The following is a 13,986-nucleotide window of genomic DNA, read 5'->3' as shown; positions in this document are numbered from 1 at the left end:
TAAACGAATCTTAAACGAGTTTGTGTGACTGGGATCAAAGCGTGACGAGGGGTAACCGGGGATTTCGGGCCAGCAGAGGGCCGAATCAGGCGATGTTAATGGAGAAGAAACAGGGAAAACGGCTGAGGCAGGACGCCCTGCCGGTTAAAAGTATTAGCTGCCTAACAGCTGAATAATCATTTCAGGTGTTTTGTTCGCCATTTTACTGACGGCAGTCTGGCCCTGCTGAATAATCTGGTTACGAGCCAGCTGACTGGCTTCTTCTGCATAGTCCGCATCCTGTATGCGGCTGCGAGCTGCTGAGGTATCCACGCCCTGCTGCGCCAGCACATTACGGTTTGATTCGTAACGGTTAATCTTCGCGCCATAAGTCGACTGATAGCCGCTGATCTTCGCCAGCGCGCGCTCCAGCGCTTTCATGGTGCTGGAGATGTCCTGACTGTTCAGCAGTGTTGTGTTGTTCAGCCCCAGGGTTTTGGTATCTGACGGTGTAGCCGGGATGGTATCCGATTGCACTGGCTGACCATAATCTGCGCTGGTGACCACTTCCAGAGGACGACTCTCATGTGGCGGCGTTTCAGGCACGCCTTTAGGTTCGGGCAGTTTTCCCCAGGTCAGATTACCCGTGAAAGAGCCATTGCCCACCACCACCACAATCAAATCTTCGTTTACAGTATCCAGCGTGATGCGCTCAAGCCGGTTACTGGTGATGGTCCCGTTATTGAAATCGCCGCTGGCGACATCTTCATAACGATCGCCATCACCGCTATACGTGATGTTCATGCCGTTATAAGTGCTGCTGTTGCTGCCCGCCAGCGCCCAGCTTGTACCGCCCTCGAGCAGTTGCGAACTGTCATATGCCGCACCGCTGCCAAAACCGTTTTTGCTGGTCAGCAGGCGGGTATCTGCGGTAGCCGCATTGGTGATGCCTTTGCTGGCCCAGGTGTAATCGGGCGCACTGCCATCCAGCGGTGTACCGACCAGATGCTTACCGTCGCGGGTAAAGAGCTGGAGATCGTCATCCATACCCAGCGAGTCGATGGTGATGCTTATCGCTGTCGAGCCTGCCGGAATATAGGCCAGCGGGATCACGCCGGAGGTAAAAGAGTAATTCTTGCCTGGAACCGGGAACTTCGTGTTGATAGGGTCAACGTTACCCAGTTTCGCAGGAGGCAGATCGGGATTATTGGTCGCCAGCGGATAACGCCCGAAAATCTCGGTGTGATCCGCGATGTCATTGATGCCTGCCAGAATCTGCTGATATGCACCGTTGACGCTCTGCCTGTCCGCATCCGATAGCGTGCCGTTGGCTGCCTGAACCGAAAGCGTGCGGGCCTGGATCAGCAGATCGACAATGCTACCCAGGCCGCCGCTGGCGGTCTGGGAATAGCTGATAGCGTCATTGAGGCCGCGCGCTACCACCGCATCGGCGTTGATATTGGCCGTCATGCGGTTGGCAATCGCCTGACCTGCCGCATCGTCTTTCGCACTGTTAATCCGCATCCCTGATGATAACCTTTCAACCGTTCGTCCCAGAACAGAGTCAGTGCTGTACCGCATTTTGTTCGTGATGGCGGCGGGCTCGTTATGGTTGATCGTTAACATGGTCGCTTTAAACAGGGAGAGGAGTCTCTGTTTTATCGGCAGGATAATAAGCAGCTTTAATCTCTCAGGCGACAAAAACGCAGGTCTGGCGCGATTAAACGGTCAACAGGCTGATGGCTAACCGTTTTTGAGATAAAAGAAACTAATGTTTTAATGGGTGCAGAAGCAGAGCCTGCTGCGCCGGAACGAAGCAGGCGAGGGCAGATCAGTTAAACACCATGCCGCCATCAATCAAAAGTGACTGGCCAGTCATGTAATCGGAGTCGGGACTGGCGAGGTAGGCGACGCAGGCGGCAACATCTTCCGGTTCAGAAAGACGTCCCAGCGTAATACGTTTCGCAAATTCCTCCGTGCCGTAACCGGCGGGCTTTCCAGCTGCTTCGGAAATCTGTCTGTCGATCTCTTGCCACATTGGCGTTCTGACAATACCCGGGCAAAAGGCATTTACCGTGATCCCGGCAGGCGCCAGATCACGCGCGGCGGTCTGTGTCAGGCCGCGCACGGCGAACTTGCTTGAGCTGTAAACCGCCAGCTCCGGATTACCAACGTGACCCGCCTGGGAGCAGGCGTTGATGATTTTGCCACCGTGACCTTCTGCAGCAAACGCTTTAATCGCGGCCTGCATACCCCAGATCACCCCTTTGACATTGACGTTGTAGACCTTGTCGACCACCGCTTCGGTAATCTCCGCAATTGGCGTGGAGGGCGCAATACCTGCGTTGTTAACGATGACGTCAAAACCACCCAGTGCGAGACGAGCCTCTTCGACTGCGGCCAACACCTGATCGCGCTGCGAGACATCGACCTTCAGGGCTATCGCTTTTCCGCCCAACTGGTTGATCTTGTCTGCGACCTGGCGGGCGGTCTCCTGATTGAAATCGGCCACCGCGACCGCCAGTCCATCTTTCGCCAGACGCAGGGCGATCGCTTCACCAATGCCCTGGCCTGCGCCAGTCACAAATGCCACTCTGTTTTTCATCATGATTTCCTTTTTACATGAACTTAAAGAAGCTGACTCAGATGCAGCTGGCCCATCAGTAACGGGTTGTCAGCGTAATCAACAGGCACAGCCACAACTGCAGGTCCCTGAACATCCATCGCTTTTCGCAGCGTAGGCTCCAGTTCTGCTGCACTGGTCACCGCAAAGCCCGCAGCCCCAAATGCTTCTGCGTAGGCTTTAAAATCAATCGGGCCAAAATGAACACCAGAGACGCGGTGATATTTCTTCTCTTCCTGCATCGCCACCATGTTGTAGGCGTTATCAACCCAGACGATGTGCAGAATATTTGCTTTTAACCGGACGGCGGTTTCCAGCTCCATGCTGGACTGCAGGAAGCCGCCATCACCTGAAACCGACACCACTTTGCGTTGCGGATCGACCAGCCAGGCGCCAATCGCCCACGGCAGGGCCACGCCCATGGTCTGCTGACCATTGGAGATCATGATCTGGCGGGCGCGGAAGCTGTAGAGATAGCGGGCGATCCAGATGTGGAAGCTACCCATATCAACGGTGAGGCTGACATCGCTGTTAATAATGTCCTGCATGGCGCGCACGATGCGCAGCGGATGCAGGGCAAACTGATTGAGGCTGGCACCCTGCATTGCCAGTAATTTTCGTTGCTGCTGGCGATCGTCAAGAATAGAGGCAGTTTCTGCAGTCAGTTGCCGTGGCGCAGTAATACGCGCAGCCAGTTTACGCACAGTGGCCGCGATATCCCCCACCAGCTCCGCATCGGGCAGATAGCGGTTGTCGGTCTCTGCGGGTATCACGTCGATATGAATCAACGTGGCATTGCCGCTGTTCCACATCGCCGGTTCATATTCTACCGGGCTGTAGCCGATGGTCATGATCAGGTCAGCCTGTTGCAGCAGCCGGTCGCCTGCCTGGTTATTAAACAGCCCGACACGCCCGGCAAAACGTGAGAAGTGATCCTGTCTGACGGCCCCTGCTGCCTGATAGGTGCTGGTGACCGGAATATGACTACGGGTCAGCAGCTCGTCGATGGCTTCGCTGTTCTCCGTCTGGCTCGCCATCAATCCCAGCAGGATAACCGGATTTTTAGCCCCGGCAATCGCCCTGCTGACTGCCTCAATCATCGCGTCTGGCGCGGCACCTAACACCGGACGGCCTTTACTGCTCAGCGCTTTGCCGGTCACCGGCTGATCGACAATATCCTGTGGCAGGCTGATAAAGGCACCGCCGCCGCGGCCATGTTCCGCATGGCGAAACGCATTTGACAGGCATTCAGAAAGCGCAGAGGGATCGGTCACTTCAACCGCATATTTGGTGATCGGGCGAAACATCGAAACGGTGTCCATGCTCTGATGAACCTGCTTTGCACTGTCGGAACGTTTCACCTGGCCGCCGATAGCGACCACCGGATCACCTTCGCTGGTGGCGGTAGCCATACCGGTGATCAGGTTAGAGCAGCCCGGCCCTGAGGTAACCAGCGCCACACCCGCGTTGCCGGTGAGACGGCCAACTGCGGCGGCCATAAACGCGGCGTTAGCTTCGTGGCGAACCGGTATGGTCTGAATGGATGAGTCCAGCAGCGAGTCAAAAACCTTATCGATCTTTGCGCCAGGGATGCCAAAGACATGCTGGACACCCTGTGCCTCAAGTTGCGCGACCACCAGGTCAGCGCCACAGGTCCAGAGCGTGGTATCGGTTGAAGTTTTCATCGTCATTCCTCTGATTAGCTTTCTACCGCTCGGATCGCGGCGTCAAGATTGGCGGGGTTCAGGTCGGCATTGAGAAAGTCACTGTCCTGCGGCAGATCCACGACCAGCTTGCTGATGGCACCAAAGGTCAGGGTGCCCTGTTCCAGCGCGTAATCGAGAATGTGGCCGCCGCCTTCGCGGTCGTCGGTAATAAAATGTTCGTGATAGCCCGCAACGTTAATGCCCTGCATATATTGCGGCGTGCGGAATCCAATCAGTTCCCCCGCACGCTGGCTAAAGGAAAAGGTAGGCTGATCGTCCAGCACTTCCGGCATGGATCGATACGGGCGGCACTGGCACGGCACGGTGCGGGTATCGACGCGGCTGAAACGGCCGCTGATGCGTAGCGCACAGAACTGGTTATCGGAGGTGATTTCGCTGTCGATCACCCGATGGATGTCCTCGCGTGACATCGGCCGGTCAAACTCAAACAGGTGCTGCGGCTTGAAAAAGGTCATGACCGCAAACGGAGTTTTCTGCGCCGGATCGGCTGGATGCGCGCTGCCGTCGGCGTGCAACTGATAGACTTTGCTGTCAAACGCGATCATCTCGCCATCCAGCCGGTTGAAGGTGCCCAGGCCGAAATCCCCTTTGCGCAGCAGGTCGGCAATGCGGACATTACCGTCATAGACGCCGCTCAGCAGCGCACTCATTAAAGAGGTCTGATAGATAACACTTTCTGGCGCATCCTGGGAAAGCGTTAAGACAGTATGTTTTAGTTGATCCTCGCAGGAACAATCAGTTACACAATTGCTCATTTGATGCCTCGTCGATTAACCGTTAAGCCGTGTTAACCTAATGGTGAACCGATTCAGTCGGTGGGTCCAATAGCGAAACCTGTTAACTTTGAGACGTTTTTGATATGGAACTTCGCCATCTGCGTTATTTTGTTGCCGTAGCCGAGACGCTTCACTTTACCCGAGCCGCTGAATTGCTGGGGATATCGCAGCCGCCACTGAGTCAGCAGATATTGCGGCTGGAGCAGGAGATCGGCACGCCATTGTTGAAGCGGCTGACGCGCGGGGTTGAACTCACTGAAGCGGGAGAAGCGTTTCTGGCGGATGCCCGACAGATTGTGCAGCTGGCCGATCAGGCGCTGGAAAACGCGCGTGGCATTGCGCGCGGGATCAGCGGTCAGTTGTCGCTGGGATTTGCCAGTTCGGTGGCCTTTAATTCGCGCATCTTCACGCTGATCCATAAGTTTAAGGAACGTTATCCCGCGATGGCGTTGCTGACGCGTGAAGAGAATATGGCGTTGCTGATGCAGGATTTACAGGAGGGATTACTGGATGCGGCCTTTATCCGGCTGCCGTGCGAAAGCAGCAAAGCGTTTAATCTGCGTGTCATTTCCACCGAAAAAATGCTGATTGCGCTGCCGCGTTCTCATCCCTTAAGCGGTACACCCACTGTGCCGCTCTCCGCGCTGGCGGATGAAACCCTGATCATTTTCCCGCGTGACGTCTCGCCGAGCCTGTATGAGCTGATTGTCACTGCCTGTCTGCGGGCGGGCTTTTCGCGCCACACCTTCCAGCAGGCGCCGCAAATCACCACGTCGTTGGGTATGGTCGCGGCCGGCTGCGGGATTGCGCTGGTGCCGGAGTCGATGCGCTGCGTCGATAACCCTGACGTGAGCTTCTGCGATATCGAAAACAACACGCTGTTTACCGACGTGGCCTTTGCCTGGCGTCGGCTTCATCCGTCAAAAGCGGTGCTGCATCTGCTGGCAATGCTGGCAGAACTGCCTGCGCCACACTAAGAGATGGGTTGATAAGCGCCAGCTATTGTAATGAAAACAATAACCAACTGGCGGCACGAAGCCGGGATGCCAATAATCGGTGCATGACTATATATCGCGTAAGAGTCGGGTTTCATAACCCGTCAGCCCTGACATTCAGGCAACTGGATGAAATTCTGGAGCCGCAGCGATTCTGGAGAACAGATTCGGCAGGCGGCCAGTTCCGCTATTTCATGGAGTATGAGTACCAGTCTGACGTGCGTGACCTTTGTTCGGTCTGCTCGCTGGCCTACAGTCAGGCCTGCAAAGTCAGAAAGTGCCCACTGATTCTGGTCGAGGTGATGAACTGAGGACGTCCGGCGATTCTGCTGTTCCTGGTACAGAATCGCCGGACTTTTTTTGAACGGATTTAACGTGAACGGCGTTCCATCATCAGACTTAACGCAGCGGGCAATACCGTAAGTGTCACCAGCGTACCGCTCACCAGCCCACCAATAATCGCCAGTGCCATCGGCCCCCAGAAAACCTGATGAGAAATAGGGATCATGCCCAGGATTGCGGCACACGCGGTCAGCACGATTGGACGCGCCCGGTGATGGGCGGCCTGCCGGATAGCTTCACCAGCGGCAAGTCCGGCGCGGCTGTTCGTATCCACTTCACTGATCATAATCACGGCGTTGCGGATGATGATTCCCGCCAGTGCAATAATCCCCAGCAGCGCCACAAACCCCAGCGGAGTACCCGCAGGCAGCATTGCGGATATGATGCCTGGCAAACCAAACGGTGCCATGCTTAGCGCCAGCAGCATGCCTGAGAAACGTTGCAGCTGAATCATCAGCAGGATCAGCATGGCGCAGATCGTCACCGGCAACAGAGCAAACACAGAACCGTTGCCTTTGTCTGATTCTGCCGCCACGCCACCTTCTTCAATACCATATCCGGCAGGCAGTGAAGCACGCAGAGCGGCGACACCTGGCGCGAGCTGTTGCGAAACCTGTTCAGCCCGCTGACCGGGTGCGATATCGGTCTGTACGGTGATGTAAGCCAGCCGCTGACGGCGCCAGATCACCGGGTCGTCCACCCCCCAGTTCAGCGTCGCGACCTGCCGCAGCGGAATTTTTTGTCCGCTGGCATTGGTAATCATCAATCCTGCCAGCAAGTCAGTGTCCTGGCGCGCCTTGTCATCGCCGCGCAGCACCACATCGATCAGGCGGTTGCGATCGCGCAGCGTGGTCACCACGCTGCCGGACATCAGCGTATTCAGCGCGGTGGCTATCGTGTCTGATGAGAGTCCAGCCGCGCGGGCCGCTGTCTGGTTTACTGCCAGCCTGATAACGCGTTCTGGCTCTCCGGCGGTGAGATTGACACCCCGGGTCAGCGGTGAGCGAGCAAGCTGTGCCGCCAGCCGATCGGCGACCTGCCGAACCTGTGCATTGTCCGGACCGGTGATGCGATATTTCAGTGGCCAGCCAACCGGCGGCCCCAGCTCAAGCGGTGAGACGCGAGTACTGATATCGTTAAAATCTGCTGCCAGTTTTCGTTCCAGCCGGCTGCGCAGCCGATCGCGCACGGTGAGATCTTTTGCCACCACCACCAGCTGCGCGATGTTTTCATTATCCAGCAGCACATCCATCGGTAGATAGAAGCGGATTGCACCTGAGCCAACGTAGCTGGTGAAGTTCGCCACATCCCGGTCATTCTGGAGCATTTTTTCAAGTTGTACGGTACGACGCAGGGTTTCGGCCTGCGCGGCATTGGCGGGCAGCGTCAGGCTGACCAGCAATTCGGGGCGGTCTGACGCCGGGAAAAACTCACCCTGCATAAAGGTGGTGGCATAAAGGCTGACTAACAGCACTGCCATTGCCACGCCCATTGTCACCAGTCGGTTACGCAGAATCACGTCCAGAAGTCGGTGATAAGTGCGTGCAAGCACGCCCGGCGACGGGTGGGCTGTTATGTGCTTTGCAGACAGCAGCCAGCAGCCGGTGAGTGGAGAAAAGATTACTGCGACCACCCACGAGCAAAGCAATGCAAGCGCAATCACCACAAACAGCGAATAGCAGTACTCTCCGGCACTGGAGGCAGCGAACCCGACCGGAATAAAACCCGCAATCATCACCAGCGTGCCGGTCAGCATTGGGAATGCGGTGGTTTTGAACGCATACGTCGCGGCCTGCCACTTACTGTCGCCTGCTTCCAGCCGCGCCACCATCGCTTCGACAGTGATCATCGCGTCATCCACCAGCAGCCCCAGCGCAATGATCAGCGCACCCAGTGAAATTCGTTGCAGGCCGATGCCCGCCAGCAACATGCCGGTAAAGGTCATGGCCAGCACCAGCGGAATGGCCGCTGCCACCACCAGACCAGCACGCAGTCCCAGCGAGACGAAAGAGACGGCTAACACGATGACGACCGCTTCGCCCAGTATCCGGACAAAGCCGCTGACCGCATTTTTCACCACGGATGACTGGTCAGCCACGCGGGTCAGGGTGATGCCGTGCGGTAACTGACTGGCCAGTGTCTGCATGCGCTGGTTAAGCTGCTTGCCGAAATCGAGCATGTTGCCGCCTGGGGCCATGGAAATCGCCAGCCCGATAGCCGGAACGCCGTTAACCCGAAACGTGGGTGCCGGGGGATCGGCAGGTTGAAGAGTGATGGTAGCCAGTTCAGTCAGCGGGATGAAACGCTCTCCGATATGCAGGGTAATTGCCCGCAGATTTTCGACCGAGGTCAGGGTGCCACTGACCCGCAGCGCAATGTTCTCGCGGTCGGTTCGCAGGCTGCCCGCGGGTACCACGTCGTTCTGCGCTTTGATGGCGTCGCTGACCTGCTGTAAATCGAGTCCCATGCCGTTTAGCTTGCGCGGGGAAAAGGCGATAACCACCTGCTGCTCCTGCACACCCAGCAGGGTGGTTTTTCCGATGTCGGGCAGACTCGTCAGACTTCGCCGCAGGTTATCGACCCGATCGCGCAACTCTCTGGCGGTAAAACCATCAGCCGTAAACCCATAAATTGTGCCGAAGGTGTCATCAAACTCATCGTTCACTGCCGGACCCTGCACGCCCTGAGGCAGTGAAGCGGCAACGTCTTTCATCTTTTTACGTAACTGATACCAGGTGCCAGCCACCTGAGAGGGTGGTGTGTCATCACGCAGGTTGACATATATCACCGTTTGCCCGGCGCGGGTTTCGCTCTCAACGGCGTCCAGCGACGGGATCTCCTGTACCTTCTGTTCCAGTACGTCAGTGACCAGTTGCACCATATTGTCCACGTCCGCGCCCGGCCATTGGGCCGAGATGACGGCAGTTTTGATGGTAAACGCCGGATCTTCATTGCGGGAGAGACGTTCATAGCTCAGTACACCTGCCGCCATCACCAGCAGCATGAAAAAGATGACCAGTTGCTGATGCGCCAGCGCCCAGCCAGAGAGGTTAAAGCCAGCCGGTTTTTTCATGGCGCCTCCTGCATCAGCGAGACCTTTTCGCCGGGCTGCAGGGTATTAACGCCGGCCGTCACAACGCGCTCGCCCGGCTGGATCCCGGCAGTTACAAAGATTTGCTGCGCGTTAAAGCGGGCAAGGACTACCGGACGAAGCTGCAAGCGTGACGCTGCATCAACAACCAGCAGCGCGGGTTTGTCTGAGAAACGGGTCAGAGCGCTGGCGGGCAGGGCGATCACTGGCGGTTGTGCATCGGGCAGGCTGACGGTGACCGTGGCACCGGGTGCCATCGCCTCAGGTGGATTTATCAACGAGATGCGCAGTCGCCACGTGCGGGTCTGCGGATCGGCTTGTGGGCTGATGTCACGCACCGTGCCGCTGGCCTGCACGGTGGGATCGGCGAGCAGCGTCACCTTTAGTGGTATTTGGCCGTCAGGACGCAAAAGCGCTGGTGTGGTCAGGTCAAACACCGCATCGCGTGCATCTCCCGCTGCCAGCGTCATCACATTTTGTCCAGCGCTGACCACCTGGCCAGGCTGAACCGTGATGGCGGTGATCCGGCCTGCGGTGGGTGCAGTGAGTTGAGTCCAGCTGAGAGTGTCCTGGGCATTTTTTAGCGCTGCTTCGCTGCTGAGACGGCGTGACTGCGCGCTTTGCCAGTCTGCCTGGGCGCTGTCAAGCTGGCTGCGGGCGATGGCGCCACCGGGCATCAACAGCCGCATTCGATGAAGATTAAGTGCGGCGACCCGTTCGGCGGCGCGAGCGCTGTCGAGATCGGCCTGTGCGCTACTGAGCTGATTACGTGACTGATCATTTTCCAGCGCTGCAAGCGGTTGTCCGGCGCTGACGCGATCGCCCAGTTCAGCCGCACGACTCACGACCCGGCCATCCAGCCTGAAAGCAAGCGCGACCTCTTCATGGGCGCGGATTTCTCCGGTCAGCACCAGTGAAGCATCACTTCCGAGCGGCGGAACAATCACCGTTTTAACTGGTCGCGGCGGGGCAGCGGGCGGGGCAGAATTATTGTCCCGGCAGCCAGTCATGATGAGCACGCCAAGCAGCACAAACATGGCTGGTGCAAAGATCTGAACACTAAAAAGGTGACGCCACACCTGGCGGGCAGCATCCGGGATTAAATCAGTCATAGCCGGGTTCCTTTAATGAGTTGTGCTCATTGAACCCGGCTTGTGTCCAGAAACGTTGCATGAACCATCAAGAAATGGTCAAGCCAGAACAATTTATCTCCCCGGCAGCGTTATCCCGATTAACAGGCCGCCGTCAGCGGGTAACGTGGCGCGAAGTGATCCGCCGTGCGCCTCGATGATAGCTTTGGCGATCGACAATCCCAGCCCGCTGCCGCCAGAGTGGCGAGCACGAGAGGAGTCAGCCCGGGTAAAGCGATCAAACAGCTGCGGCAGAAAGTCCGGCTCTACACCCTGACCATAATCACGAAAAGTCAGGGTAACCGCCCGATCGTTCTGGCTGGCGGAGATCAGCAACGCACCCCCGTCCGCCGCGTAGCGCAGCGCATTCTCACAAAGGATCGTCACCACCTGGCCCAGGCGGAATGCATCGGCATCGAGCATCAGAGCCTCTGGTGCGATGACGCTGATGGTCACACCTGCCTGTTCTGCCTGCGGCAGCAGCCAGCCCGTACGCTCGCGCAGTAACTCACTGAGATTAAACCGTTCCCGGTTCAGGACCAGCTGACCGGCATCCGCCAGTGACAACAAATGCAGTTCATCGATCAGTCGGCTGAGCTGCGTCAGTTGCTTCATGATCATTGCCAGTTGCTGCGGCTCCGCTGGAAAGACGCCATCCAGAATACCCTGCAACCGGCCCATCGCCGCCGTCAGGGGTGAGCGAAGTTCATGTGCCATCGCCACATGCGAGGTGCGCAGCTCGCGCTCGTAACGCGCCAGTTGCTGCGTCATCTGATTAAAATCTTCGGTAAAGCGCACCAGCTCCTGCGGAGCTTCTTTTACCACTGCGGCTGTTCGGCCAAATTCCCCTTTTGATACCGCGCGCGCCGCGGTCGCCAGCTGACTGAACTGCGTGGAGAGTGGGCGCGCGAAACGCAGTGCCATAAACACCATAAACGGGATGGTGACGACCACCAGCGCAATCACAGTAAACCAGTCCGACGAGGCCAGCGACGGATCAGAAAAAGTGAGCCCCCACCATTGATCCACGATCTGGTGAAAGCGTGCCGGGTCGCTGGCAGGATGGCGCCGTAGCTGTGAAAACTCCTCCAGCAGTGCGGGTGGCATACGGTAATAGACCCAGTACGCCTGCACCGCGAAGCGCAACCACATACAGAAGGCGATCAGAATGACACTGCCAATCGCCAGAAACATGACCCTGACGCAGATCCAGCGCCACAGAGAGTTGTAGATGTTTTTATTCATGGCTGTCTGAACCGGTAACCCACGCTACGCACCGCAGGTAACACGTCAGAGATGCCTGCAGCTTCCAGTTTACGGCGCAGGTTGTAGACGTGTGTATCCACCACCCGCTCCAGCGCATCGCTTTCCGGCAGACAGTGCTCCAGCAGAAACAGACGGGTAAACGGACGCGTTGGTGCGCGCATCAGGGTGACCAGCAGGGAAAATTCAGTGGGTGTCAGATCGAGACGGCGCGATGTGCCACTGTCGCATTCAATTACGGCTGTGAGGGCGATCGGATCAACGACCAGACCGGCCCAGCGCAGGATTTCGGTGACCGGCGCGCTATTCTGACTGCGGCGCAACACCGCCTGCACGCGCGCCACGACTTCGCCTGGATGATAGGGCTTGACCACATAGTCATCAGCGCCATAGCGGAGTGCACCGATGCGGTCCGGCGCATCGCTCATCGCCGTCACCATGATCACCGGCGTATCGTCGCGACGTCGCAGTGCGGCCAGCACTTCGGTGCCGTTCATGCCAGGCAACATGATATCCAGCAGGATCAGATCGGGCTGCCAGCGTCTGGCGGCATCCAGCCCGCCAGGTCCGTCACCGACAATCATAACCTCATAATTTTCACGTTTCAGATAGGCCTCAAGGACGCCGGCCGCGTCAGCATCATCTTCAATAATCAGGATACGTTTTAGCTGCATTTCAGATCACCTTGACTGTTTCTTCATAAATCCCTGGTCGTTCATTGACACTCGCCCCGCATACTCCGGCCAGTGACGCGGCCCTGAATCCCTCAGCTCCGCACCTGATGTGATAATGAGGAAACGAGATGATAACCGGAAAAATAACGCTTCACATGGTCTGTTTTTCACTGGCATTAAGCGCGGCTGCCGCAAGAGCGGATGACAGTGCCACGCCTTCGTCCAGTGTGACGGTGGGCATTGCAGGCATCAATGCACCGCGTTACAGCGGCGCAGATAAGCAGCACTGGCAGCTGACGCCGATTATTCAGGCGCGCGACGGGGCTTTCTTTCTCGATTCGCAAAAAGGGATTGGCTACGATCTACAGGCAGATAATGGGTTGTATCTGGAACATACCCTGGGCTATGGGTTAGGCCGATCTGACCGCAATTCCTCATGGCGTGACGGTGATGACCGGCTCAGGGGCATGGGAAAGATCGATGCCACGGTGAACACCGCGCTTGCGGTGGGATGGTCAGTCACACCATGGTTTGTGCTGGAGGGCAAAGCGACGCTGCCACTAAGTGACAGTCAGGGCGTGCAGTATCGGACATCCGTAACGTTGATTCCCTGGCAGACCAGCGATGATACGGTGGCACTGCAGGTGGCAGGTCTGTTTGGCGACGGACGTTACATGAACACCTGGTACGGTGTTAACCGCGAGCAAAGCGCGCGTAGCGGTTATGAACGTTATGACGCTGCGGGTGGATTTTATGGCACCGACGCCAGCCTGACCTGGAGCCATCAGTTCACGCCCGCCTGGGCTGCCAGTGTCATCGGTGATTACACATGGCTGGATAAACATGCCTCAGATAGCCCGATTGTCGCGCGGCACAATGGCGCATCGGCAACCCTGGCATTGAGTTATACCTTCTGAATGGCACCATGAAGAAAAACGGGATGCGCAGCCACCGTCGTTTGCTTGCTGCGCTGATTCTGTTGTATCTGCTGGTTTATGCAGTGATTGTTGTGGCGTTGAGTCTGTTCGATGCGCCGGTACAGGGATAGGGCACTGCAGCGGCTATGAGTTGGTGTGAGGCGCAGCGAGGATTATCATCATTCAGCCGCAGGTGGGTGAAAATGCTGCAACGACCTGATGATTTTTCCTGCCTTCCTGTTCCGGCATCGCCATCGGCATATTGAAGTGAAACAGCGTAATAAAGGGAGTCATACCCTGTGCCAGCAGTTCATCAATGACCTGGTTACAGAAGACAACGGCCTCCTGATTGACGTCGCCGGTGCCATTGTTGAAAGAAAAGGAGAGGGTCGGGAAGTCAGGAAGGATACAGGTTTATGACGCTATTGCTGACGGGGAGCCTCTGGAATTATCCAGCAAAGCGTGACCT

The 13,986-nt window shown here is 57.2% G+C and carries 12 protein-coding genes and 1 pseudogene; 4 read left to right on the top strand and 9 right to left on the bottom strand.

The genetic code is table 11. The features are described from left to right. Positions 1-153: 153 nt before the first annotated feature. The 4 genes from IAI47_RS21755 to budA all read right to left on the bottom strand — a co-directional run bounded on the left by IAI47_RS21755 (position 154) and on the right by budA (position 5,084). Positions 154-1,605 (bottom strand): flagellin, encoded by a 1,452-nt coding sequence (locus tag IAI47_RS21755; RefSeq protein WP_071778552.1) that lies wholly within the window; start codon positions 1,603-1,605, stop codon positions 154-156. 205 nt (positions 1,606-1,810) lie between these two features. After that, positions 1,811-2,584 carry a (S)-acetoin forming diacetyl reductase gene (locus IAI47_RS21750; RefSeq protein ID WP_003850595.1) on the bottom strand — a complete coding sequence of 258 codons (774 nt, stop codon included), beginning with the start codon at positions 2,582-2,584 and terminating at the stop codon, positions 1,811-1,813. A 23-nt stretch (positions 2,585-2,607) separates the two neighbouring features. Next, on the bottom strand, positions 2,608-4,287 hold the full coding sequence (gene alsS / locus IAI47_RS21745; RefSeq protein ID WP_003850593.1) for an acetolactate synthase AlsS: 1,680 nt from the start codon (positions 4,285-4,287) through the stop codon (positions 2,608-2,610). A 14-nt stretch (positions 4,288-4,301) separates the two neighbouring features. Beyond that, on the bottom strand, positions 4,302-5,084 hold the full coding sequence (budA, locus tag IAI47_RS21740; RefSeq protein WP_008926804.1) for an acetolactate decarboxylase: 783 nt from the start codon (positions 5,082-5,084) through the stop codon (positions 4,302-4,304). Between the two features lie 104 nt (positions 5,085-5,188). Between budA and IAI47_RS21735 the strand changes: the two genes are divergently transcribed. Together IAI47_RS21735 and IAI47_RS21730 are read left to right on the top strand one after the other, a co-directional pair. Continuing rightward, complete coding sequence (locus tag IAI47_RS21735; RefSeq protein ID WP_008926805.1) at positions 5,189-6,082, top strand: LysR family transcriptional regulator; 894 nt, start codon at positions 5,189-5,191, stop codon at positions 6,080-6,082. 83 nt (positions 6,083-6,165) lie between these two features. Further along, the gene (locus tag IAI47_RS21730; RefSeq protein ID WP_003850587.1) at positions 6,166-6,411 is read left to right on the top strand and encodes a hypothetical protein; all 246 of its coding nucleotides are present in this window, start codon (positions 6,166-6,168) and stop codon (positions 6,409-6,411) included. Positions 6,412-6,470: 59 nt separating this feature from the next. On the opposite strand, the gene IAI47_RS21725 is transcribed toward IAI47_RS21730, so the two are convergent. From IAI47_RS21725 to IAI47_RS21710, 4 genes are all read right to left on the bottom strand, one after another. After that, positions 6,471-9,515 (bottom strand): efflux RND transporter permease subunit, encoded by a 3,045-nt coding sequence (locus tag IAI47_RS21725; protein WP_003850585.1) that lies wholly within the window; start codon positions 9,513-9,515, stop codon positions 6,471-6,473. Further along, on the bottom strand, positions 9,512-10,645 hold the full coding sequence (locus IAI47_RS21720) for an efflux RND transporter periplasmic adaptor subunit (RefSeq protein ID WP_003850584.1): 1,134 nt from the start codon (positions 10,643-10,645) through the stop codon (positions 9,512-9,514). Before IAI47_RS21720 ends, IAI47_RS21725 begins: the two co-directional genes overlap by 4 nt. 93 nt (positions 10,646-10,738) lie before the next feature. Beyond that, positions 10,739-11,908, bottom strand: coding sequence for a cell wall metabolism sensor histidine kinase WalK (locus IAI47_RS21715; protein ID WP_008926807.1), 1,170 nt, complete (start codon positions 11,906-11,908; stop codon positions 10,739-10,741). Next, the gene (locus IAI47_RS21710; protein ID WP_008926808.1) at positions 11,905-12,600 is read right to left on the bottom strand and encodes a response regulator; all 696 of its coding nucleotides are present in this window, start codon (positions 12,598-12,600) and stop codon (positions 11,905-11,907) included. The genes IAI47_RS21715 and IAI47_RS21710 overlap by 4 nt, the downstream gene beginning before the upstream one ends. Positions 12,601-12,728: 128 nt before the next feature. Here IAI47_RS21710 and IAI47_RS21705 point away from each other — a divergent pair, with 128 nt between their 5' ends. Continuing rightward, positions 12,729-13,517 carry a MipA/OmpV family protein gene (locus IAI47_RS21705; RefSeq protein WP_003850580.1) on the top strand — a complete coding sequence of 263 codons (789 nt, stop codon included), beginning with the start codon at positions 12,729-12,731 and terminating at the stop codon, positions 13,515-13,517. 8 nt (positions 13,518-13,525) lie between these two features. Continuing rightward, complete coding sequence (locus IAI47_RS22135) at positions 13,526-13,648, top strand: hypothetical protein (RefSeq protein WP_255348852.1); 123 nt, start codon at positions 13,526-13,528, stop codon at positions 13,646-13,648. Between the two features lie 70 nt (positions 13,649-13,718). Here IAI47_RS22135 and IAI47_RS21700 read toward each other — a convergent pair. Next, positions 13,719-13,886 (bottom strand): annotated as a pseudogene (locus IAI47_RS21700) (family 1 glycosylhydrolase); the annotation flags it as partial. Between the last annotated feature and the right edge of the window lie 100 nt (positions 13,887-13,986).

It is taken from the genome of Pantoea sp. MT58 (genome assembly GCF_014495885.1).
Lineage (GTDB): Bacteria > Pseudomonadota > Gammaproteobacteria > Enterobacterales > Enterobacteriaceae > Pantoea > Pantoea eucalypti.
This window is presented reverse-complemented; position numbering and strand designations above follow the sequence as displayed.